Genomic DNA, 22696 nt, shown 5'->3' with positions numbered 1-22696 from the left:
ATTTGGATCTCTCAACGGACAATAGTCCCCGTACGGCGGATTTTGCGTTGCAACTGCATGATGCCGTAAAGCAGCGCCTCTGCCGTCGGCGGGCAGCCCGGCACGTAAACATCCACCGGCACGATCCGGTCGCAGCCCCGTACAACACTGTAGGAATAGTGATAGTACCCGCCGCCATTGGCGCAGGAGCCCATGGAGATCACATAGCGCGGCTCCGGCATCTGGTCATAGACCTTGCGCAGCGCGGGTGCCATCTTGTTGGTCAGCGTGCCCGCCACGATCATGAGGTCCGACTGGCGTGGCGAGGCACGTGGCGCCGTTCCAAACCGCTCCAGATCATAGCGCGGCATCGAGGTGTGCATCATCTCGACCGCGCAGCACGCGAGCCCAAAGGTCATCCAGTGAAGCGAGCCCGTGCGCGCCCAGTTGATGATGTCCTCCGTCGAGGTCAGCAGGAACCCTTTGTCCTGCAATTCCTTGTTCAACTCCTGCGTGGCGACGTCCTTGTCCACGCCTGCGGTCGCTACTCCCATTCCAGTGCTCCCTTTTTCCATTCATAGGCAAAGCCGATGGTCAGCACGCCAAGGAACACCATCATCGACCAGAAAGCCGTCATCGAAATGTCCTGAAAAGCCACTGCCCAGGGGAACAGGAACGCGATCTCCAGATCGAAGATGATGAACAGGATCGACACCAGATAGAACCGAACGTCGAATTTCATCCGCGCATCGTCGAACGCGTTGAACCCGCATTCATAAGCGGACACTTTCTCCGGGTCCGGATTGCGGACGGCCAGAACGACTGCGGCAAGGAGAAGGACAAGGCCCAGCCCGACGGCCACGGCCAGAAACACGAGAATGGGGAGATACTCCCGCAACATCTCTTCCACGAGTTGGCTCCTTTTCTGCGCGCGAATTTGCGCGCGCGGTCAAGTGGCGACATTGACGCGATTTGGTTTACTCCCGGTATATATCCGGGTCAACCAAGGCCGGGGATCAAACAGGGGTGAAAACGACGCAGTTTCAGCGCTGTGATCACGAAATCGGCCCCCGGCTGTCTTCCGTCTATGTGCGTATTCTCAAGACCTGCTTCAACCGGACGAAAGCGATTCACCCTTCCGGTGCCTCAACGGCAAGCGGTTCACCGCAAAGCGCTTTTTCAGCGCGTCCAACGCGGCTTGCGCTTTCCAAAAAACGCACCGATGCCTTCGGCCGCCTCTTCTGTCTCCCAACGCGCCTTCAGCGCTCCGATGGTATGTTCGATCGTATCACCGTCAATGCGGGGCCCCAGATCCCGTGCCAGTTTTTTGGCCGCCGCGACCGCACCTGGCGCGCAGGCGAGATAGGGCGCCACCTCGGCCTCGACCGCCTCGGCCAGCGCGTCACCCGGCACGGTGCGTGCCAAAAGACCCAACTCGACCGCCTCCTGCGCGCCAAAGAGCCGACCCGACATAAAGACACGGCGCGCGCGCGCCTCACCCATCCGTGCAAGCACGTAAGGGCCGATCGTGGCCGGGATGATGCCAAGCCGCGTCTCGGTAAAGCCCATTTTCAGGTGATCCGCGCCAATGGCGATGTCGCAGACGCTCGCCATCCCGCAGCCACCCCCAAAGGCATTGCCTTGCACCTGTCCGATCAGCGGTTTCGGCAAAGTGTTCATCGCCTGAAGCATATGAGCCAATTTGCCCGCCTCCCGCGCCCGCGTTTCGGCATCGGCCTTCATCTGCTCCTGCATCCAGGCCAGATCGCCACCCGCGCAGAATGTGTCGCCAGCCCCGGTCAAAACGACGACGCGCACCTGATCGTCAGCGGCCAGCGTGCCTGCGGCTTCCGTCAGCTCTTCCAACATCCGCGCCGACATCGCATTGCGCTTTTCCGCACGGTCGAGCGTCAGCGTTGCCACGCCCCTTGCATCGGTCTCAACCCGGATCGTCTCAAACATCTGCACGCTCCCGCATGGCGCGGGCCATGGCCGCCGCCTCTCCGATCACGTCAGGATCCAGCCCCGTCTCATACCCCAGCCGGGTCAGATGGGCGGCGACGGCTTCGGTCGCGACGTTGCCCGCTGCGCCCGGCGCATAGGGGCAACCGCCCAGACCACCCACGGCCGCATCGAAAACCCGCACACCGAGGCTGAGCGACGCATCTATATTGTCCAGCGCACGCCCCGCAGTGTCATGATAGTGCCCTGCGAGCCGCCCCACCGGAACCACATCGCGCACTGCCAATAGCATCCGCGCGATACTGTCCGGCGTGGCCTGCCCGATCGTGTCGCCCAGCGACACTTCATAGCATCCCATGCCAAAAAGCGCATCAGCCACCCGCGCCACCTGCCCCGGCTCCACCGCACCGTCATAAGGGCAATCCGTCACGCAGGAGACATAGCCACGCACCGGCAGATCAATGCTGCGCGCCGCCTCGACCACCGGGCGAAACCGCTCCAGCGACTCGGCGATGGTGGCATTGATGTTGGCCTTCGAAAACCCTTCGCTGGCCGAGCCGAAGACCGCGATCTCATCCACGCCCGCCGCTTTTGCATCCTCAAAGCCTCGCATGTTGGGTGTCAGTGCGGCATATCGAACCCCGTCCGCCCGCGTGATCCCGGCCAGCACATCGCTACTGCCGGCCATCTGCGGCACCCATTTGGGGCTGACAAAGCTCGCGACCTCGATCCGACGAAACCCCGCCTGGCTCAGCCGGTCGACCAGCGCCACCTTCTCCGAGACCGGGATCTCCCGTTTCTCGTTCTGCAACCCGTCCCTCGGGCCAACCTCGAAGATCTCCACAAACTCAGCCACGCCACATCCCTCCCTCTCAACCGCAGAGGGGCGCCCGCCGCAACGCGCAGGTCCCCTGCTTCTTCTCGATATCAATACGGGATATCCCGCCGCCTGCCAAAGGCGCGCCCGTCAGCTTTCCTCGTCCCCCAGCCGCACCAGCGCCGCCCCGGCCTCCACCTGCGCGCCCTCGGCCACCAGCACCTCGGCCACGACCCCGTCCCGGGGCGCCAGCAGCGCGTGTTCCATCTTCATCGCCTCCAGCACGGCCAGCCGGTCGCCTGCGGCCACCGCCCGCCCCGCTTGGGCCATCACCGCCTTGACCAGCCCCGGCATCGGCGCCTCGATCAGATTGCCTCCGCCTGCGGGGCCCGTCGCCCTGTCCAGCGGGTCCACCACCGCGAATGCAAGACCATACGCTGCAAAGACAAAGATCGCGTCGCCCACACGCACCGCCTCCGGCGCGGGCTGCCCGTCGAGCGTCCAGCCGCCCGGCGCCCGGCGCGCGGCAACCGTTCCATCGCCCAGATGCACATCGACCGCGCTGGCCGAATGCACCTCCAGCACCGCCTCGAACGTCTCCTCCCCCGCGCGCAGCGCAATCGTCCGGCGCAACGGCGCCCATAACGTGAACCCCGCCGCCGCCTCCGGTGTGATCAAATCCGCCGCAACCAGCGCCGCCAGCGCCCTGTGCCGTGCCCCGACCTCCGGCGCCGATACCAACGTGTCGAGATCGCGCCCGATCAGCCCGGTATCGACATCGCCCGCGGCAAATCCCTCATGCCGCGCCAGCGCGCCCAGAAAGGCAAGGTTTGTCACCGTTCCGCCGACCTGCGTCTCCTCCAGCGCCCGCGCAAGCCGGGCCAGAGCCACCGCCCGCGTCGGCCCTTCCACGATCACCTTCGCGATCATCGGATCATACCACGGGCTGATCTGATCCCCGGCCCTCACGCCGCTGTCAGCGCGCACATCGCCCGGAAAGCGCAGATGCGCCAGCGTTCCTGTTGCCGGCAGAAAGCCCTTCGGCACATCCTCCGCATAAAGTCGCGCCTCGAAGGCATGGCCTTCAAGCCGCAATTCCTCCTGCCCCATCGGCAGCGCCTCTCCCGCCGCGACACGAAGCTGCCACTCCACCAGATCGACGCCAGTCACCGCCTCGGTCACCGGATGCTCCACCTGCAAGCGCGTGTTCATCTCCATGAAGTAGAACCGGTCCGCCCTCAGCCCGTCCGAGGCATCGACGATGAACTCCACCGTACCGGCCCCCTTATAGCCAATTGCCTCCGCCGCGCGCACCGCAGCCGCGCCCATCTCCGCGCGCATCTCCTCCGTCATGCCGGGCGCGGGGGCCTCTTCGATCACCTTTTGATGCCGCCGTTGCAGCGAGCAATCGCGCTCGAAAAGATGCACCGCTCGTGTGCCGTCGCCAAAAACCTGCACTTCGATGTGACGCGGCTTGGCCACGTATTTCTCCACCAGCACCGCGTCATTGCCAAAAGCCGTCCGCGCCTCCCCCCGGGCCGAGGCCAGCGCATCAGCAAACTCAGAGGCCGAGGTCACCTGCCGCATCCCTTTGCCACCGCCACCTGCCACCGCCTTGATCAGCACCGGATAGCCGATCGCCTCAGCCGCGGCGGCCAGATGCCCGGGATCCTGGTTGTCCCCGTGATATCCCGGCACGACAGGTACGCCCGCCTCCTCCATCAGCGCCTTGGCTGCATCCTTCAGCCCCATGGCCCGGATCGCCTCCGCCGACGGGCCGATAAAAGTCAGCCCCGCCGCGTCCACGGCGGCCACGAAATCCGGGTTCTCGCTCAGAAACCCGTATCCGGGATGAATGGCTTGCGCGCCCGTCTCAAGGGCGGCCTGAACGATCACATCGCCCTTGAGATAGCTCTCCGCCGGGGCCGCCCCGCCGATATGAACGGCCCTGTCAGCCATCTGCACATGTTTTGCGTCCGCATCCGCGTCCGAATAGACCGCGACGCAGCGCACCCCCATCGCCTGCGCCGTCTCCATCACCCGGCAGGCGATCTCTCCCCGGTTCGCGATCAGAATAGTGTCAAACATGTCTCTCTCCGCCGCTCAAATGCGCCTCTCTTCCGGCACCGCCGGCGCACCAGTTCGGTCTTGCACCCCCTCGATACGCTCTCGCATGCCCCGCCTCGATCATGGTGCGCGCCAGCGGCGCGTTATCCAGGCCCACGAAGACCAAAGCGCGCCCATAGCGGTCCTCTCCCTGCCGGACGAGGGTAACCCGCTCCGCGCTCAGAAGCTTCAGCCTCAAAGCCCACGCCGCCCGCACGCCCTTGGCATATTCGCTCAGGCATCGGGGCGAAAACGTCTCCGGCGTATCGTATCCCAACAGCCGGGCCTTCTCGTTGCCTCGCCCCGGGCAATAGATCCGTACCGTGTCGCCATCGATGACACTGACAACACGACACCCGTTGTCAGCCGGAGGTCCGATCAGAGAGCCAAAGCCATCAACCGCGTAGGGGGCAGCCGCCACCCCAATCACGGCCAAAAGCGCCCCTGCTTTCAAAGACCTCCTCCGACCCGCAAAGCGATGTCTTAAAGGCGAACGTTTCCGTCCGGGGGGCGTTCCCAGATCCCAACGGGGAGAGCGACGTCGGCTGCGATCGAACTGGACGACCCTCCGCTTCTCCTTCATGCCCTGCCCCCTGTCATGGTATCCAAGCCCTCTTCGCATGTTCCCCGCGCGCATCTTCTTTGGGTCAAAAATATCCCGGGGGTGTGGGGGCTGGCCCCCACTCCAACCGCCAACACGCGCACAGTCCGGCGCATATAAGGCGCCATTTGAAAAGGCTCACATCCGGAACACGCCAAAGCGTGTCTCCTCAATTGGCGCACAGAGGGCAGCGCTCAGGCTCAGCGCCAGAACATCCCTCGATTTACGCGGATCGATGATCCCGTCGTCCCACAGCCGGGCCGAGGCATAAAGCGGGTGCGACTGCTCTTCGAACATATCAATGGTGGGCTGCTTGAAGGCCGCCTCCTCTTCGGCTGACCATGTCTCGCCTCCCCGCTCGATGGCATCCCGCTTGACCGTTGCCAGCACGCCGGCCGCCTGCTCTCCCCCCATCACGCTGATCCGCGAATTGGGCCAGGTCCAGAGAAATTTCGGCTGATAAGCCCTTCCCGCCATTCCATAATTGCCCGCCCCGAACGAGCCGCCGACCAGCATGGTGATCTTGGGAACCGAGGTCGTGGCCACCGCCGTCACCATCTTGGCACCATGGCGCGCAATGCCTTCATTCTCGTATTTCCGCCCCACCATGAACCCGGTGATATTCTGCAGAAAAACCAATGGGATATGCCTCTGCGAACAGAGCTCGACAAAATGCGCGCCTTTCTGTGCGGCTTCGGAGAAGAGTACGCCGTTATTGGCGATGATCCCGACCGGACACCCTTTCACATGGGCAAACCCGGTTACCAGCGTCTCCCCGAAACGCGGCTTGAACTCGTCAAACCGCGACCCGTCCACGAGGCGTGCGATCACCTCTCTTATATCGTAGGGCGTACGCAGATCGCCCGGCACAACGCCGAGAATGTCCTCCGGGTCGTAAAGCGGCTCCTCCGGACAAGCCCATTGCACGGTGTCGGGTTTCGCGCGGTTCAGCCCGGCCACGGCGCGGCGGGCCAGCGCCAGCGCATGGGCATCGTCCTCGGCCAGATAATCGGCCACGCCCGAGAGCCGCGTATGAACGTCCCCGCCGCCCAGATCCTCGGCGCTCACCACTTCCCCGGTCGCGGCTTTCACCAATGGCGGCCCGGCCAGAAAGATCGTGCCCTGCTCCTTCACGATAATCGTTACATCCGACATCGCCGGCACATAGGCGCCACCGGCCGTGCAGGACCCCATGACCACGGCGATCTGGGGAATGCCCTTCGCACTCATCCGCGCCTGGTTGTAGAAGATCCGCCCGAAATGATCCCGATCCGGAAACACCTCGTCCTGATTGGGCAGGTTGGCCCCTCCAGAATCGACCAGATACACGCAGGGCAGCGCGCATTCCTCGGCAATCTCCTGCGCCCTGAGATGCTTCTTGACCGTCATAGGATAATAGGTTCCGCCCTTTACGGTCGCGTCATTGCAGATGACCATCACCTCCAGCCCCCGCACATGTCCGATGCCCGCGATAACCCCCGCACAGGGCGCCGCGCCGTCATACATCCCATGCGCCGCGGTCGCGCCCACTTCCAAAAACGGGCTGCCGGGGTCGAGCAAATTGGCCACCCGCTCCCGTGGCAGCATCTTGCCGCGACCGACATGGCGGGACCGGGACTTTTCCCCTCCGCCCTGCGCGGCCTGCTCGGCCGCCTCGCGGATCCCGGCCAGCGCCTCGAGATGGGCGGCACGGTTGGCCGCGAAGCTTTCGGCGGATGTCACAATCTGGGATTTCAGGCGCATCCGGGCACCCTCCTGAACATTGGCTTTAACGTGGGGTCAAAACCGACGAAATGGCATAGGACTTGACCCAGATCATGGCCGGCTCCGGTGCGTGCGGCGAGAGTGTCCTCATAATCAAAAGAAAGGGCACTACCATGAAAACGCTTCCGATTCTCGCGGCTGCGGCTGCCGTTTCGGCTTTGTGTGTGACCGGCGCGTCGGCTCAACAGATGGGCGACTGGCGCTTCGGTGTCGGGATCGCGAATGTGAACCCGAAATCCGACAACGGGACCCTCACTCCGGGTGCCGTGACGGTCGATGACAACACTCAGATCAGCTTTACCGCAGCCTACTTCTTCCGGGACAATCTGGGGATCGAACTGCTTGCCGCGACCCCGTTCGAACATGATATCTCCATCGCGGGCCTCGGCGGCATTGGCAGCACCAAACACCTGCCGCCCACCCTGTCGCTTGTCTACTACTTCCCGACCGCCGGCACTGTGACGCCGTTTGTGGGCGCGGGCATCAACTACACCACCTTCTTTGACGAAGAAGCCTCCGGCGCGATTGCGGGACAGGATCTGTCGATTGACGATTCCTTCGGCTTCGCCCTGCAGGCTGGCGTGGAGTTCGCCCTGACCGACCGGTCGGCGCTGCGCCTTGACGCGCGCTATATCGACATCGAGGCGGACGTCTCGCTGGATGGGGCGAATATCGGCACCGTCGAGATTGACCCCGTGGTCCTGGGTGTTTCCTACATCATGAACTTCTGAACCGTCCACGCGGTCACATATCGCCCGGCCCCTTTCCAGCCGGGCGATGTGCAATTCACGCGCGGGCGTGATCCTACTCACGCCATTGCCGCGACAAGCTCGCGCCCGACCAGCATCCGCCGGATTTCGGACGTCCCGGCCCCGATCTCCATCAGCTTTGCATCACGGAAAATGCGGCTGACCGGACTGTCGGACAGAAAGCCGGCACCCCCCATCGCCTGCACGGCCTGATGCGCCTGCTTCATTGCCTCTTCCGAGGCATAGAGACAGCAGGCCGCTGCGTCCTGACGGGTCACGTCACCCCGGTCACAGGCCTTGGCCACCTCGTAGACATAGGCCCGCGCGGAGTTCATCGCCGTATACATATCGGCGATCTTGCCCTGCATCAGCTGGAACGACCCGATGGGCTGGCCGAATTGCTTGCGCTCGGCCATGTAAGGCATGATCTCGTCGAGACAGGCCGCCATGATGCCCGTGCCGATACCGGCCAGAACGACCCTTTCGTAGTCGAGACCGGACATCAGCACCGCAACGCCACGCCCCTCTTCGCCAAGGATGTTCTCGAACGGTACCTCGACATCCTCGAATATAAGCTCCGCCGTATTCGACCCGCGCATGCCAAGCTTGTCGAAATGCGGAGAGGTCGAAAACCCGGTCATGTCCTTTTCGATCAGAAATGCCGTGATCCCGCGACTGCCGGCATCGGGGTCGGTCTTTGCATAAACGACCAGGGTATTCGCATCCGGGCCGTTGGTGATCCAGTACTTCGTCCCGTTCAGCCGGAAATGGTCATTGCGCTTTTCCGCGTGGAGCTTCATGGACACCACATCGGACCCCGCGCCCGCTTCGGACATGGCCAGGGCGCCGACATGCTCACCCGAAACGAGCTTGGGGAGATATTTTTCTTTCTGGTCCGCCGTGCCGTTCAGCTTGATCTGGTTCACACACAGGTTCGAATGCGCGCCATAGGACAGCGACACGCTTGCGCTGGCGCGCGCGATCTCTTCGATGGCGACCGTGTGGGCGAGGTAGGACATGCCCGCCCCGCCATACTCTTCCTCGACCGTGATGCCCAAAAGACCGAGCGAGCCAAGCTCCTGCCAAAGATCCGGGGGAAACGCATTTGAGGCGTCGATATCCGCCGCCATCGGCCTGACACGCTCCTGTGCCCAGCGATGCACCATGTCGCGCAGCGCATTCACATCCTCGCCCAGATCGAACTGCATGGTCGCGTTGAACATGGTCGCCCTCCCTTTATTGAACAACCGTTCATTAACCGACCAAGGGGCATCGGTCAAGCATTGCGCGCACCCGGGCACGGTCCGCTATTGCGCGACGAAGCCGCCGTCCACGGGGATGTTTGCGCCGGTCACAAAGCTTGCCTGCTCAGAACACAGCCAAACGATCAGATTGGCGACCTCCTCCGGGGTTCCGATCCGGCCCATGGGATGCAGCGGCGCCATCATTTCGCTTGAGCCCTGCGTGCCGCCGGTGGCCTGATCGGCCAGGGAATCGAGCATCCGTGTGTCGATACCGCCCGGGCAGATCGAATTCACCCGGACGCCTTGAGCGCCGTACTCAACGGCCGCCGCCTTGGTCAAACCGTTCACGCCGTGCTTTGACGCAACATAGGGTGAAAGCCCCGGAAACCCGATCAGCCCGGCCGCCGAGGCAAGGTTCACGATCGCGCCCCCGCCCGCTTGCAGCATCTGCGTGATCTCGGCTTTCAGACACAAGAACGTGCCGCGCAGATTGATGCTGATGACCCGGTCGAAATCATCCGGCGTTTGTTCGATCAAGGGGCGCACATTCCCTTCGATGCCGGCATTGTTGCACGCATAGTCCAGGCTTCCAAATTGCTGAACGATCGTCGAGACAAGAACTTCGACATCTTTTTCTTGCGCCGCGTCCGTTCTGATAAAGGTGGCTTCGCCCCCGGTTTCCTGGATCAGATCAACCGTTTCATGGCCGCCATCCTCCGCGATGTCCGACACGATCACGCGCGCGCCGGCCTCCCCAAACCTAAGCGCTGCGGATCGGCCTATCCCCGCGGCCGCCCCCGTCACCAAAGCCACTTTTCCCGACATGTCGATCATGAAAATCTCCCTCGCTTGATCTCCGACCAAGGATCGGCGAGCGAAAGAAGCCAAGCAACATATTGATTTCATTGACACTGCAACTCAACAGATGCGAATTTGTCTTTCCGTTGCGACAAACATCGTTTTGTTGGGAAAGCAGCGCCTCAACGCAGCTGATCGAGGACATGATCCCACAGCCGCAGTCACCCTTCAGAAAGGGCGCGCGCCAAACGTGTACAATTCAGCAGCTTTTTTGCAGGACCTGTCAGCCTGCTTGCCGGACGGCCTGCTGATAGACGGCGCCTACCTCGGCGCGAATGATCCGCGCGATCAGCGCGCAATCCTCAAGGCTGAATGTCAGCGGCACCCGCATGTCGAGCAGCCCCGCCAGCACCCGGTCGCTGTCGGGCAAGCTGGGCACATCGGAATAGCGCCAACTGTCATATCTGGACGTGAACGCCGTCGGCTCGTCCGCGCCGAACCATTTCAGTTCGACCCCCTTGGCGGCGCAGCGTGACACCACGTTCATCACATCGTCCTTGGGCCAGTCCAGCAACAAAAGCTGGAACGACGAGCCGACATACTCCTCAACCTCGGGCCGGGGGATGAGGGTAAGGCCCGGCGTGCCCTGCAGCCCATCCTCCAGCGCGCGATAGCGCGCGTTCCAGCGGCTGACCTGCTCATCGAGGGTCCGCAATTGCGGTCGCAGGATCGCGGCCCTCAGATTGTCCATCCGACCCGAGATATTCGGCGTTTCATACTTGACCCGGTCGAACACCTCTGGCGGGGGCGCGGCAAGGTGGCGCTCGTAAAGCATGTAGGATCCCGACAGAACGATGGCCCGCGCCGCCAGCTCCTCGTCATCCGTCACCAGAAACCCGCCTTCGCCGGAATTCACATGCTTGTATGTCTGGCAGGAATAGCAGCCGATCACACCGTGCCGACCGGACGGGACACCGCGCCATCTGGCCCCCATCGTATGCGCGCAATCCTCAACCACACGAACGCCCGCGTTTTCGCAGATCGCCATCAGCCGGTCCATGTCGCAGATATGTCCGCGCATATGGCTCAAGAGCAGGACATCGGCCTGATCGGCCTTGGCTTCAAGCTCATCGAGATCCAGTGTCAGTGCCTCGGTCACGCCCACGTAAACCGGCCTTGCCCCCAGCGACGCAATCGCACCGGGTACTGGCGCCAGTGTGAAGGCATTCGAAAGTACCTTATCCCCGGCTTTGACGCCCAGCGCGCGCAAGGCCGTACACATCGCATAGCCGCCCGACGCGCAGGCCAGCGCAAAGCGTGCGCCCGTGTAGGCCGCGAATTCCTGCTCCAGCAGCGCGGTCTCTCCCAACTCGCCGTCCGCCACGTTGTAGCGGTGCAAACGCCCGTGTCTCAATACCGCAAGCGCGGCTTCGATCCCCTCTTCCGGGATGGATTCCTGTTGGGTGAAGCTGCCAGTGAATATCTCGGTCATGGCCTGTTTTTGCGGCCAAGACCGCAGCCCGTCAATGGCCCCGCGCCACATTTGAGAAAGCTGAACTGTGATCTCAACCGATCAGGCTGTCGACCACCATTGGCAGCGCCTCGTAGGAATGCAGAAGCGCCTCGGGTTCAAGGGCTGCCATATCCTCACCCGATGGGCCGAACGTCACAAGGATCGAGGGCACGCCCGCGGCCCGGGCCGTGTTGCGGTCCGTGTCGGAATCGCCCACCAGAAGGGTCTGCTCCGGATGCCCTCCCGCGCGCCGTGCCGCTTCCCGCAAGGGTTCCGGATCCGGCTTGCGTACCGGCAGCGTATCAGCCCCGACAAGCGCTGCGAATTGCCCCCTCACCCCGAGCCGCGTCATGAGTGTTTCAGCCAAGGCTTCGGGTTTGTTGGTGCAAATACCAACGCCGTAGCCGTTGGTTTTCAGGGCCTCAACAGCATCCATCGCACCAGGATAAAGGACCGTATGCACATCGATCGCCTCGGCATAGGCGTCCAGCAAGACGGGATAGTATTCCGTGACGGTGTCCTCATCAAAACGCCCGTGCCGCTCGAGACCGGCTGTCAGCATGCGCCGCCCGCCGCGCAAAGCGATCCCCGCATCCGCGACAGGATCAAGCACATCGCCCAGCCCCATCTGCCGAAAGCACACATTCGCCGCCGCGATCAGGTCACCGCTTGTATCCGCCAGCGTTCCGTCCAGATCGAAGATAACCGTCTTCACCCGACCCCCTTTCGGCGGCGCTCCGCCTCTTTGTATTGCAAGCCGCAACCCGATTTGATCGCCCGCCCGCTTGCGTGAACCTCTCAGCCGGATAAAACGGCGCAAACAAAAAAACAAAGAGAAAAGATATGAGCACCGCCCTCGTCATCCTGGCCGCAGGCAAAGGCACACGGATGAATTCGGATCTGCCGAAGGTTCTGCACCCCATCGCCAACGCGCCGATGCTGCATCACGCCATGCGCTCCGGCGCGCCGCTCGAGCCTGAACGGACGGTGATCGTGGCCGGCCATGGGGCGGATGCCGTGGCCGAGGCGGCGCGGGCCTTCGACCCAAACGCCGAGGTCGTGCTGCAGACCGAACAATTGGGCACGGCCCATGCCGTCGGTCAGGCGCGTACCGAGCTGATTGACTTTGACGGGGATGTCATCGTTCTTTTTGGCGACACGCCCTTCATCCAGCCCGACACCCTCCAGCGTATGGTCGCCGCACGCGAGACACATGACATCGTGATACTGGGCTTCGAGGCGCGGGACCCGGGGCGATATGGCAGACTGGTCATGTCCGGCGCGGAGCTGGACCGGATCGTGGAATTCAAGGACGCAAGCGAGACAGAGCGCGCCATCACCCTTTGCAACAGCGGCCTGGTGACCGCCCGCGCCAACGTGCTCTTCGATCTTGTCGCCGAGACCAGCAACGACAACGCGGCGGGCGAATACTATCTCACCGAAATTGTCGAGATTGCCCGGGCCAAGGGCCTCACGGCCACCGTCGTCACCTGCGATGAGGCGGAAACACTGGGCATCAATTCACGCGCCGAACTGGCGGGCGCGGATGCGATCTTTCAGGCCCGCGCGCGCGGGGACTTGATGCAATCCGGCGTTACGCTTTCAGCACCCGATACCGTCTATCTCAGCATGGATACCGTGATTGGCCGCGATGCGGTGATCGAACCCAATGTCGTTTTCGGTCCCGGTGTCACTGTCGAAAGCGGTGCCCGGATCCGCGCGTTTTCGCATCTTGAAGGCTGCCATGTCAGCCGCGGCGCCATCGTCGGCCCCTATGCCCGCCTGCGTCCGGGCGCGGAACTGGACGAAAACACCCATATCGGCAATTTCGTGGAGATCAAGAACGCGCAGATCGCGGCGGGCGCAAAGGTCAACCACCTCAGCTATATCGGCGATGCGTCGGTCGGCGAGGCCACGAATATCGGGGCGGGCACGATTACCTGCAATTACGACGGTGTCATGAAGCACCGCACAGAGATCGGCGCGCGTGTCTTCATCGGATCGAACACGATGCTGGTCGCCCCCGTCTCTGTCGGGGATGAGGCGATGACGGCAACCGGAACCGTGGTGACCCGCGATGTCGAGCCGGGCGCGCTGGCCGTGGGTCGCGCCAAACAGGACGTCAAGCCGGGCTATGCACGCAAATTGTTCAAAATGTTAAAGGCAAGAAAAGCAAAACGCGACGAGGAGCAGTCATAATGTGTGGAATTGTCGGTGTCTTGGGAAATCACGAGGCTGCGCCGATCCTCGTCGAAGCGCTCAAGCGGCTGGAATATCGCGGCTATGACAGCGCCGGGATCGCGACTGTTAACAACGGCACGCTGGACCGGCGGCGCGCGGTGGGCAAACTGGTCAATCTCAGCGATCTTCTGGTGCATGAGCCCCTGCCCGGAAAATCGGGAATTGGTCACACAAGATGGGCCACACATGGCGCACCGACGGTGGGCAACGCCCATCCCCATCGCGCGGGCGGTGTCGCAGTGGTCCATAACGGCATCATCGAAAACTACCGGGAATTGCGGGCTCAACTGGCCGAGGCGGGTGTCGAGTTTCAGACAGAAACAGATACCGAAACCGTCGCCCTGATGACGCAGCATCTGATCGCAAACGGGGATGCCCCTGTCGACGCCGCGTTCAAAACGCTTGATCGACTGGAAGGCGCCTTTGCGCTGGCCTTTCTCTTTGACGGCGAGGAAGACTTGATCGTCGCCGCGCGCAAAGGGTCCCCGCTGGCCATCGGTCACGGCGATGGGGAGATGTTCGTGGGCAGCGATGCCATAGCGCTCGCGCCGCTGACCGACCGCATCACCTATCTTGAAGAAGGCGACCGCGCGGTTGTCACCCGCTCCTCCCTTGAGATCCGCGATGCGGCGGGGACTTTGGCCAACCGGGCGATCAAAACAATTCAGATCGGCGCAACCCGGGTCGACAAGGCCGGGCACAAGCATTTCATGGCCAAGGAGATCGCGGAACAACCCGGCGTCATCAGCGACGCGATCCAGGCCTACCTGCACCGAAGCGGCGCTGAGATCACGCTGCCGGGCAAGGGTCTCGACTTCACCCGGATCGACCGGCTGACGATGGTGGCCTGCGGAACGGCCTATTATGCCTGTCTCGTCGCCAAATACTGGTTCGAGCAATTCGCCAAATTGCCGGTCGAAGTCGATATCGCATCCGAATTCCGGTATCGCGAACCGCCGATCCCGGCGCGATCCGTGGCGCTCTTTGTCAGCCAATCGGGGGAGACGGCGGACACCCTGGCGGCATTGCGCTATTGCGAAGGCAAGGCGGACAAGATCGTGTCGGTTGTGAACGTGCCGGAAAGCTCCATCGCGCGCGAAAGTGACCTCATCCTGCCGATCCATGCCGGGGTCGAGGTCGGCGTCGCCTCGACCAAAGCGTTCACCTGCCAGCTTGCCGTGCTGTTTCTGCTCGCGATCAAGGCGGCGGCGGATCGGGGCGTGATGAGCGAAAGAGAGGTCGCCGACCACATCGCCGCGCTACGCGCCCTGCCCCAGCAACTGAATGCGGCGCTCGACCAGAACAACGCGATCCGAGCCGCAGCCCAACGCCTTGCCGAAGCCCGCGATGTTCTGTTCCTGGGACGGGGCATGATGTATCCGATGGCTTTGGAAGGGGCGCTGAAGCTGAAGGAAATCAGCTATATTCACGCCGAAGCCTACGCCGCGGGAGAGCTCAAGCACGGGCCCATCGCGCTGATCGACAAGAATATGCCCGTCGTCGTGATGGCACCGCGCGACGCGCTTTTCGACAAAACCGTTTCGAACATGCAGGAGGTGATGGCGCGCAAGGGCAAGGTCGTCCTAATTTCCGACGAAGACGGTATTGCCGAAGCGCAAGACGGGCTTTGGTCGGCCATCCCAATGCCGAAGATCCTGCCCGCGCTCAGTCCCATCCTTTATGCCATTCCGGCGCAACTGCTGGCCTATCACACGGCTGTTGCGAAAGGCACGGATGTGGACCAGCCCCGCAATCTCGCGAAATCAGTGACGGTGGAATAGATGGCCAAGCAATTTGACTGTATCGAAGACAATCACGCACGCTTCATAGCCGAGCAGCACATCTTTTTCACCGCAACCGCTGCGCCGACCGGACGTGTCAACCTGTCCCCAAAAGGCATGGATGCCCTTCGCGTTCTCGGGCCCGACCGGATCATCTGGCTGAACCTGACGGGCAGCGGGAACGAGACGGCCGGACATCTTCTGGAAAGCCCGCGCGTCACGCTCATGTGGTGTTCTTTCACCAAGCGCCCGATGATCCTGCGCGCCTACGGCACGGCGCGCGCGGTGTATCCGGGCGACGCGGATTGGCCGGGCCTTTCGCAACATCTCCCCGATCACCGTGGCGCGCGACAGATCTTCGACATGAGCGTGGACATGGTTCAAACCTCCTGCGGCTATGCGGTGCCGTTCATGGCCTATGAAGGGGAACGCGATACGCTGGAACACTGGGCCGCATCAAAAAGCGATGCGCAGCTGACGGAGCATTGGCAAACGCGCAATGCCACCACCCTGGACGGACGACCGACGCGGTCAGACGGCTAGGCGCGCTGGTAAAGCACATCGCCATGGCTTGGGACCAGCGCATAGCGATGAGATGCCAGGCGAAAGCCGAATGACCGGAAATGAGCATCGATGTCTGGAAAAAGCGGAGCGTTCTGGTACATCGGAATACGCGACACCTCGCACTTGCAAAGATCAAATTGCGTCAGACCGACATCGAGGCCGCGCAAAACCTCCAACTCATGTCCCTGGACATCGATCACCAGCATCGCCGTGCCGGCAGCGGACGCGTCGACGCCGTGACTTGCCATGACGGCGTCAAGCGTCCGGGTTTTCAGGGCCAGAACCTCGCCTGTTTCATGGCTCCCGGGAAAGCGGTTGGCGCGGGTCGGGGCGGATCGATAGACCGATGAAGAGGCCCCGTCCCCGTTAAACCGGTTGAAAGAAACTTGCCGATCTTCCCGCGACGACACCAGCGCACATTCCGCGATATGACGCGTGGCTCCGGTTCGCTCCGCCAAGACCTCTCTCAACCTGCGGAACGTGCCCGGGTCGGCCTCGATCCAGAGAACGGTTTTCGCGCCGCACGCCTCGTAATGTGCGGCATCCTCGGCCCAATGCGCTCCGACATGAACGATCAGATCGACCGGAGCCAGTCGCTCCATCAACAGCTCGTATCGGGAGGCCCGAAAATACTTATGCCATCCCTTTGGCACCAATGCCTTCGCGGCACGTTCAGCGCCTTTGAATATGCGCATTCAAAAAATCCCGTCCCTAATGAAAACTGGATAGCAACGCCTATTCGTGCTGAAAAGCGTCGTTCATTGGCAAAACCAAGTGAGGTTGAGGTGTGGCAAAAATATCTGGATGACCTGAAATCGCATGCCGATCCGGTAAGGGCCGCGGAAAAGGCGCGCTATCACAAGGTCGAGCGGGAATATCTTGGCATCGGCAATCCCGTGTTGGGTGATCTGGCAAAGGCGTGGAGACAAGATCTGACCGTCGAGGATCGTGTGTCGTTGGCCCGCGCGCTCTGGAACACCGACATTCACGAAGCGCGCGTCACAGCCGCCAAACTCTTGACCCAGGCCCGCATCCGCCCGGATGAGGCGGTCTGGCAGCTGATTGAAAGCTGGGTGCCCGATTTCAACGCCTGGGCCATTGCCGATCATGCCTGCATGGCGGGCCAGCGGCGTCTGATAGCCGATCCCGACCGGTTGGATAAGGTGGAGGAATGGACCCGGTCAGATCATATGTGGACGCGTCGGGCGGCATTGGTGATCACCCTGCCCTGGACCAAACAGAACAATCCCAAACCGGACGAGCTTGCCGCGCGCGACCGGATCCTCAGCTGGGCCAAGGGATATGTGCACGACCGAGAATGGTTCATACAAAAAGCGGTCGCATGGTGGCTGCGGGAGTTAAGCAAGCACGATCGGGGTCGGGTGGTGGCGTTCCTTGAAAGCCATGGTGAGCAGATGAAGCCGTTCGCCAGGCGTGAGGCCGGTAAATATCTTTAGAGCCAGGCCACACTCAGCCTGCGGTGAAAACTGAAACCTCCACTAGATCCGTCAGCGGGGCACCGATCTGGCGCATCGCGGAAAGCGACATCTGGCTGCCCGCCGTCGCTGGCCCGCCCAGCGGCTGTAGGGTCACCTGAACGGATTGCCCGTTATATTCAACCCGGCCCGCGCTTTCCTGCTGTACCAGCGGGGTCTTCAACCAAAACCCGCTTTCCGCAGGATTACCCAGACTGGCGACCGTCATCCCCAGCGCCGAGCCGCCCGCGGCAGGTGTGGCCGCGGCGCGCTGTTCGTCCGGGGTCGTCTGGTCCAGTGCATCCGCGGTCTGCTCGCCCGAGCCGAGCCCCGTCAAAGTGTCCGGCGCCTCCGTGGGGCCAGGCGCGGCCAACGGTTCGGGCGCAGGCTCTGCCCCGCCAAAGACATCGCGCGCAAGATCACAGCCGCCAAGGCCCAAAACCAGAAGAGGAAGAACAATCCATCGCATGGCCGGCACCTTAGTCGGATGTTTTGACGCGGGCAATCCGCGCCTCGCCCCTTGCCGCTGTCCGCGCGGGTGCTTACCAATTAGGATATGACAGCACCGCTTATCGACCCGTTCGCCCGCGCCATCACGTATCTGCGTGTTTCGGTCACCGACCGCTGCGATTTCCGCTGCGTCTATTGCATGTCCGAAAACATGACCTTCCTGCCGAAGAAAGAGCTTCTGACGCTCGAAGAGCTGGACCGGATGTGTTCAACTTTCGTGCGGCTCGGTGTGGAAAAGTTGCGCATCACTGGCGGCGAGCCGTTGGTGCGCCGCGATATCATGACCTTCTTCCGTTCGATGACCCGGCATCTCGACAGCGGCGCGCTGAAAGAGCTGACGCTCACGACGAACGGCTCGCAGCTTGAGAAATACGCCGACCAGCTTTGGGATGCCGGGGTGCGGCGCGTGAATGTGTCGCTGGACACGCTGGACGACGACAAGTTCGCCGCCATCACGCGCTGGGGCCGCTTGCCGCAGGTCATGCGGGGGATCGACGCCGCGCAAAAGGCAGGCCTGCGAATCAAGATCAACGCGGTGGCGCTGAAAGGCTTCAACGAGGACGAGTTGCCACGGATCACCGAATGGTGCGCCGAGCGAGACATGGACCTGACCTGGATCGAAGTGATGCCGATGGGCGATATCGGCAACGAAAACCGCCTGGGCCAGTATTGGTCGCTCAAGGATGTGCGCGCGCGCTATGCACAGCATTACGCCGTGACCGATCTGGCCGAACGCACGGGCGGTCCTGCGCGCTATGTCCGGTTGGAGGAGACGGGGCAGAAGATCGGCTTCATCACACCGCTGACCCATAACTTCTGCGAAAGCTGCAACCGCGTGCGGCTGACCTGTACGGGTGAGCTTTACATGTGCCTCGGGCAAGAGGATATGGCCGATCTGCGCGCGCCGCTCCGCACTCATCTGGACACCGAAAAGCCGCTGGAGGACGCGATCCGCGCCGCCATCGACCGCAAGCCGAAAGGGCACGATTTCGACTATTCGCGTCAAAAGCTTGACGGCCAGATGCCCCGCCATATGAGCCATACGGGCGGGTGATGACGCCCTCGGGCGGCAGACCAACGCCGCTTTACCGGATTTATCGCAGCCTGACGGCAGCAGCCGTGCCGCTTGCCTATTGGTCGGTCACGCGCAAGCTGCGCAAGGCCGGTGTCGATGCCGAGCGGCTGCCCGAACGCGCAGGCACGGCCAGCCTTGACCGCCCCGATGGTCCGCTCGTCTGGTTTCACGCAGCCTCTGTCGGGGAGAGCCTGGGGGCCTTGACGCTGATCCGGGCGATGGGCGGCCGACGCGCCGATCTGTCCTTTCTGATCACCTCCGGCACCGCGACCTCCGCCGAAATGATCACCAAACGCCTGCCACCCCGTACGCAGCACCAATTCGCACCCCTTGACGCGCCCGGCCCCGTCCGGCGCTTTCTGACCCATTGGCGACCCCAAGCGGGCGTGTTTGTCGAGAGCGAGCTTTGGCCGAACATGCTGCTTGAGGCACAGAAGGCCGGGCTACATCTTGCGCTGGTCAATGCGCGGCTCTCGCGCAAATCGGTCGAAGGCTGGCGGAAATGGCCTGACACCGCACGATTGGTGATGGACGTGTTCGACCTGCTGATCAGCCAGAATCGCGAGATGCGGGAGAACCTGATCGCTATGGGCGCCGACCCTGATCGCGTGCAACAGGGGGTCAACCTCAAGGCTCTCGCAGCACCACCTCCGGTGGATGCGCCGGCCTTGTCGGACTTGAAAACGGCCCTTGCAGGACGCCCGCTTTGGGTGGCCAGTTCCACCCATCCCGGAGAAGAAGAGGTCGTCCTTTCTGCCCACAAAACGCTTCTGGCCCGACATCCCGATCTTTGTCTGCTGTTGATACCGCGACATCCGGAACGGGGGGCCGAAGTGGCCAAACTCTGCCGCGACAGAGGCCTTTCCGTCGCCCAGCGCAGCGCCAAAGAAACGCCCGCCGCACAAGTCTACCTCGCCGATACGCTGGGCGAGACCGGTACGTGGTATGCAGCAAGCCCCATCGTCTTCGTCGGCGGCTCGCTTCAGCCCATTGGCGGGCACAATCCATACGAACCCGCCCAGGCCGGTGCGGCAATCCTGACGGGTCCGCATTTCGCCAGCTTTTCAGAAACCTACCCGCCCCTTATCGCCCTGGGCGGCGCGGTGGAGATCGAGGATCCGCAGGCGCTTTCGGAGGCGGTGGAGCGCTGGCTTGTGGATGAGGGCGCCCTCGAACAGGCGCGCGCGGCCTCCAAACGCTTTGTCGCGCGGCAATCGGAAGGTTTGGAGGAGATGGTGAACGGGCTCTTGAGCGCGCTTCGGCTCGAGGCGCCCCATGGCGCCTGATCTTTATGTCACCAATTTCAACCGCAACTTCACCGGCGTCTCCGCGACCGCAGCCAATGTCGTGCGCGCGCAGGGGAAAATGCATGACCTGCGTCTGGTGGGACATCCCCTGCCCGATTGTCCGGCCCCGATCAGCAAATCGCAGGCGCGCGCGCTCTGCCGGGCTGGCCCAAGCGACCGTCCTTTTGCCATCTGGCATGTTCGCCGCAACCCGGAGATGCAGACCGCGCTCTGGCTCCGTGACGTGCTGCGGCGCCCCATCCGAATCGTGTTCACCTCCGCAGCACAGCGTCTGCATTCCGCCTATCCGCGCTGGCTGATTTCCCGAATGGATGCGGTGATCGCCACGACCGAGCGTGCCGCGGAATTCGTGCCTCATGTGCGTGCCGTCGTTCCCCACGGTGTCGATACCGACCGGTTCAGCCCGGCGCCGGACCGGGCGGCGGCCTGGGCCGCGCTTGGATATGGCGGAACCCAAGGTATCGCCACAATCGGCCGGATCCGTCCCGAAAAAGGCACCGATGTCTTCGTTCGTGCCATGCTGCGTCTGCTGCCGGATCGACCCGGTGCAACGGCGCTTGTCATCGGACGCGCAGCCCGAGAACATCAAAGCTTTCTCAGTGACTTACAGAACGAGGTTGACGCCGCGGGCCTGCGCGACCGTATCCTCTTTCCCGGAGAGATCGCGGCGGGTGACCTGCCGCCTCTCCTGCGTGGCCTCTCGCTTGTGATGCAAATGCCGCGGTACGAGGGGTACGGCATGGTGCCGCTTGAAGGGATGGCAAGCGGGGTGCCGTTTGTCGCCTCCGATGCGGGCTATTACAACGCGTTCAGCGCGCAGGGCCGCGCGGGTCGGATTGTCGATCAGGAAGATTGGCAAGGGGCTGCGGACGCAGCGGGCACGCTCTTGGACGATCCCGCGCGGCATGACGCCATGGCCAAAGCCGCGCGAGACATTGCAGAGGCCTCGTTCAGCGCCCGGGCCGAAGCCGCGGGCATCGAAGAGGTCTATCAGCAGCTCTGGGCCGAGGGTTAGGCCGCGGGCATCCGCTGCTCGACAATCTCCGCCCACCAGCTGCAGCCAGCGGGGATCGCCTCGTCGTTGAAGTTGTATTCAGGGTGGTGCACCGCCGCCGTGTCGCCGTTGCCCACAAGGATATAAGCGCCGGGCCGCTCTTCCAGCATGAAGGCGAAATCCTCGCCGCCCATCACGATGGCGGCCTCCTCGCATTGCCCTGACACGCTGCGCGCGACCTCGGCTGCGAATTCGGTCTGTTCGTCGGAGTTTACCATGACCGGGTAGCCGCGATGATAGGTCACCTCTGCCCTGCCGCCGAAGGTCCCCGCCGTCCCCGTACAGATCTCGTTGATGCGCTTTTCGGCCAGATCGCGCATCTCGGGGCTCATCGTGCGCACCGTGCCGCGCAGATGCACGCGTTGCGGGATCACGTTGAACGCGTTCGAAGACGTTTCGAAAGAGGTGACCGACACCACGATCTGATCGACCGGGTCGGCGTTGCGGCTGGCGATGGTCTGCAGCGCCAGAACGATATGAGAGGCCATGACCGTCGTGTCCACCGTCTCATGCGGCTTGGCGGCATGGCCGCCCTGGCCTTCGAGTTCAATGTCGAATTGATCGGTCGCTGCGAAGAACGCACCGGGCCGGATCGCAAACTGGCCCGCCGGCATGTTGGGCCAATTATGCATGCCATAGACTTCCTGGATGCCCCAACGCTCCATCATGCCGTCGTCGCACATCTCCTTGCCGCCACCGCCGCCTTCTTCGGCGGGCTGGAAGATGACGATGGCCGTGCCATCGAAATTGCGCGTCTCGGCCAGGTATTTGGCAGCACCCAACAGCATCGCGGTATGCCCGTCATGACCGCAAGCGTGCATCGCGCCGGGGGTTTTGGAGGCATATTCGACGCCCGTCTGCTCCTCGATGGGCAGCGCATCCATATCGGCCCGCAGGCCGATCACCTTGCCCGCGCTATCGCTCGTGCCCTTGATCACACCGACCACGCCGGTGCGCCCGATCCCCGTGACGACGTCATCGCAGCCAAATTCCTTGAGTTTTTCGGCCACCAGCGCGCTGGTGCGGTGGGTGTCGAAAAGGATTTCGGGGTGTTGGTGAATATCTCGTCGCCATTCGGTGATTTCGTCATGCAGCTCGGCGAGGCGGTTTTTGACGGGCATAAGCGGGCTCCTTTGATGAGGCGCGTTTCGTGTTC

At 62.8% G+C, this 22696-nt stretch carries 22 protein-coding genes; 8 read left to right on the top strand and 14 right to left on the bottom strand.

The genetic code is table 11. The features are described 5' to 3' along the window. Positions 1 to 11 precede the first annotated feature (11 nt). From CFI11_RS08855 to CFI11_RS08825, 7 genes are all read right to left on the bottom strand, one after another. Complete coding sequence (locus CFI11_RS08855) at positions 12 to 533, bottom strand: NADH-quinone oxidoreductase subunit B family protein (RefSeq protein WP_130405087.1); 522 nt, start codon at positions 531 to 533, stop codon at positions 12 to 14. After that, positions 524 to 889 (bottom strand): NADH-quinone oxidoreductase subunit A, encoded by a 366-nt coding sequence (locus CFI11_RS08850; RefSeq protein WP_130405085.1) that lies wholly within the window; start codon positions 887 to 889, stop codon positions 524 to 526. Before CFI11_RS08850 ends, CFI11_RS08855 begins: the two co-directional genes overlap by 10 nt. 269 nt (positions 890 to 1158) lie before the next feature. After that, positions 1159 to 1941 (bottom strand): crotonase/enoyl-CoA hydratase family protein, encoded by a 783-nt coding sequence (locus tag CFI11_RS08845; RefSeq protein WP_130405083.1) that lies wholly within the window; start codon positions 1939 to 1941, stop codon positions 1159 to 1161. After that, positions 1934 to 2797, bottom strand: a complete 864-nt coding sequence (locus tag CFI11_RS08840) for a hydroxymethylglutaryl-CoA lyase (protein WP_130405082.1) — start codon at positions 2795 to 2797, stop codon at positions 1934 to 1936. Before CFI11_RS08840 ends, CFI11_RS08845 begins: the two co-directional genes overlap by 8 nt. A gap of 111 nt (positions 2798 to 2908) precedes the next feature. Further along, entirely contained in the window at positions 2909 to 4846 is a 1938-nt protein-coding gene (locus tag CFI11_RS08835; RefSeq protein ID WP_130405080.1) for a biotin carboxylase N-terminal domain-containing protein, read from the bottom strand. After that, a complete protein-coding gene (locus CFI11_RS08830; protein WP_254449090.1) occupies positions 4839 to 5294 on the bottom strand; it encodes a thermonuclease family protein in 456 nt (151 codons plus the stop codon). Before CFI11_RS08830 ends, CFI11_RS08835 begins: the two co-directional genes overlap by 8 nt. Positions 5295 to 5603: 309 nt before the next feature. Further along, complete coding sequence (locus tag CFI11_RS08825) at positions 5604 to 7208, bottom strand: carboxyl transferase domain-containing protein (RefSeq protein ID WP_130405076.1); 1605 nt, start codon at positions 7206 to 7208, stop codon at positions 5604 to 5606. Between the two features lie 134 nt (positions 7209 to 7342). Between CFI11_RS08825 and CFI11_RS08820 the strand changes: the two genes are divergently transcribed. Then, positions 7343 to 7960, top strand: a complete 618-nt coding sequence (locus CFI11_RS08820) for an OmpW family protein (protein ID WP_130405074.1) — start codon at positions 7343 to 7345, stop codon at positions 7958 to 7960. A 77-nt stretch (positions 7961 to 8037) separates the two neighbouring features. Here the strand turns inward: CFI11_RS08820 and CFI11_RS08815 are convergent, their stop codons facing one another. The 4 genes from CFI11_RS08815 to CFI11_RS08800 all read right to left on the bottom strand — a co-directional run bounded on the left by CFI11_RS08815 (position 8038) and on the right by CFI11_RS08800 (position 12248). Further along, positions 8038 to 9201, bottom strand: a complete 1164-nt coding sequence (locus tag CFI11_RS08815; RefSeq protein WP_130405072.1) for an isovaleryl-CoA dehydrogenase — start codon at positions 9199 to 9201, stop codon at positions 8038 to 8040. 84 nt (positions 9202 to 9285) lie between these two features. Further along, positions 9286 to 10056: a glucose 1-dehydrogenase gene (locus tag CFI11_RS08810; RefSeq protein ID WP_130405070.1), complete on the bottom strand. Its 771-nt coding sequence runs from the start codon at positions 10054 to 10056 to the stop codon at positions 9286 to 9288. A gap of 247 nt (positions 10057 to 10303) precedes the next feature. After that, positions 10304 to 11512, bottom strand: coding sequence for a DegT/DnrJ/EryC1/StrS aminotransferase family protein (locus tag CFI11_RS08805; protein ID WP_130405068.1), 1209 nt, complete (start codon positions 11510 to 11512; stop codon positions 10304 to 10306). Positions 11513 to 11585: 73 nt separating this feature from the next. Continuing rightward, a complete protein-coding gene (locus CFI11_RS08800; RefSeq protein ID WP_130405066.1) occupies positions 11586 to 12248 on the bottom strand; it encodes an HAD-IA family hydrolase in 663 nt (220 codons plus the stop codon). A gap of 128 nt (positions 12249 to 12376) precedes the next feature. On the opposite strand from CFI11_RS08800, the gene glmU reads away from it, so the two are divergent. Genes glmU through CFI11_RS08785 form a run of 3 tightly spaced genes read left to right on the top strand, consistent with a single transcriptional unit; the run spans position 12377 to position 16098 of the window. Beyond that, on the top strand, positions 12377 to 13732 hold the full coding sequence (gene glmU, locus CFI11_RS08795; protein WP_130405064.1) for a bifunctional UDP-N-acetylglucosamine diphosphorylase/glucosamine-1-phosphate N-acetyltransferase GlmU: 1356 nt from the start codon (positions 12377 to 12379) through the stop codon (positions 13730 to 13732). Next, entirely contained in the window at positions 13732 to 15555 is a 1824-nt protein-coding gene (glmS, locus tag CFI11_RS08790) for a glutamine--fructose-6-phosphate transaminase (isomerizing) (RefSeq protein ID WP_130405062.1), read from the top strand. The genes glmU and glmS overlap by 1 nt, the downstream gene beginning before the upstream one ends. Next, on the top strand, positions 15556 to 16098 hold the full coding sequence (locus CFI11_RS08785; RefSeq protein WP_130405060.1) for a pyridoxamine 5'-phosphate oxidase family protein: 543 nt from the start codon (positions 15556 to 15558) through the stop codon (positions 16096 to 16098). Here CFI11_RS08785 and CFI11_RS08780 read toward each other — a convergent pair. Further along, positions 16095 to 16814 (bottom strand): FkbM family methyltransferase, encoded by a 720-nt coding sequence (locus CFI11_RS08780; RefSeq protein ID WP_130405058.1) that lies wholly within the window; start codon positions 16812 to 16814, stop codon positions 16095 to 16097. The two genes, CFI11_RS08785 and CFI11_RS08780, sit on opposite strands and share 4 nt — an antisense overlap. 90 nt (positions 16815 to 16904) lie before the next feature. On the opposite strand from CFI11_RS08780, the gene CFI11_RS08775 reads away from it, so the two are divergent. Continuing rightward, a complete protein-coding gene (locus CFI11_RS08775; protein ID WP_254449050.1) occupies positions 16905 to 17576 on the top strand; it encodes a DNA alkylation repair protein in 672 nt (223 codons plus the stop codon). A 13-nt stretch (positions 17577 to 17589) separates the two neighbouring features. Here the strand turns inward: CFI11_RS08775 and CFI11_RS08770 are convergent, their stop codons facing one another. Continuing rightward, positions 17590 to 18063 (bottom strand): hypothetical protein, encoded by a 474-nt coding sequence (locus CFI11_RS08770; RefSeq protein WP_130405054.1) that lies wholly within the window; start codon positions 18061 to 18063, stop codon positions 17590 to 17592. An 87-nt stretch (positions 18064 to 18150) separates the two neighbouring features. On the opposite strand from CFI11_RS08770, the gene moaA reads away from it, so the two are divergent. Genes moaA through CFI11_RS08755 form a run of 3 tightly spaced genes read left to right on the top strand, consistent with a single transcriptional unit; the run spans position 18151 to position 21501 of the window. After that, positions 18151 to 19158 carry a GTP 3',8-cyclase MoaA gene (gene moaA / locus CFI11_RS08765; protein ID WP_130405052.1) on the top strand — a complete coding sequence of 336 codons (1008 nt, stop codon included), beginning with the start codon at positions 18151 to 18153 and terminating at the stop codon, positions 19156 to 19158. Beyond that, a complete protein-coding gene (locus CFI11_RS08760; RefSeq protein ID WP_130405050.1) occupies positions 19158 to 20465 on the top strand; it encodes a 3-deoxy-D-manno-octulosonic acid transferase in 1308 nt (435 codons plus the stop codon). The genes moaA and CFI11_RS08760 overlap by 1 nt, the downstream gene beginning before the upstream one ends. Then, positions 20455 to 21501: a glycosyltransferase family 4 protein gene (locus CFI11_RS08755; RefSeq protein ID WP_130405048.1), complete on the top strand. Its 1047-nt coding sequence runs from the start codon at positions 20455 to 20457 to the stop codon at positions 21499 to 21501. Before CFI11_RS08760 ends, CFI11_RS08755 begins: the two co-directional genes overlap by 11 nt. Here the strand turns inward: CFI11_RS08755 and CFI11_RS08750 are convergent. Then, positions 21498 to 22661, bottom strand: a complete 1164-nt coding sequence (locus tag CFI11_RS08750; protein ID WP_130405046.1) for a M20 aminoacylase family protein — start codon at positions 22659 to 22661, stop codon at positions 21498 to 21500. The genes CFI11_RS08755 and CFI11_RS08750 overlap by 4 nt on opposite strands. Positions 22662 to 22696: the final 35 nt, after the last annotated feature.

The sequence above is a fragment of the Thalassococcus sp. S3 genome, assembly GCF_004216475.1.
In the GTDB taxonomy this organism is placed as follows: domain Bacteria; phylum Pseudomonadota; class Alphaproteobacteria; order Rhodobacterales; family Rhodobacteraceae.
The sequence above is the reverse complement of the archived record's forward strand: the minus strand, read 5'-3'. Positions and strand labels throughout refer to the sequence as shown.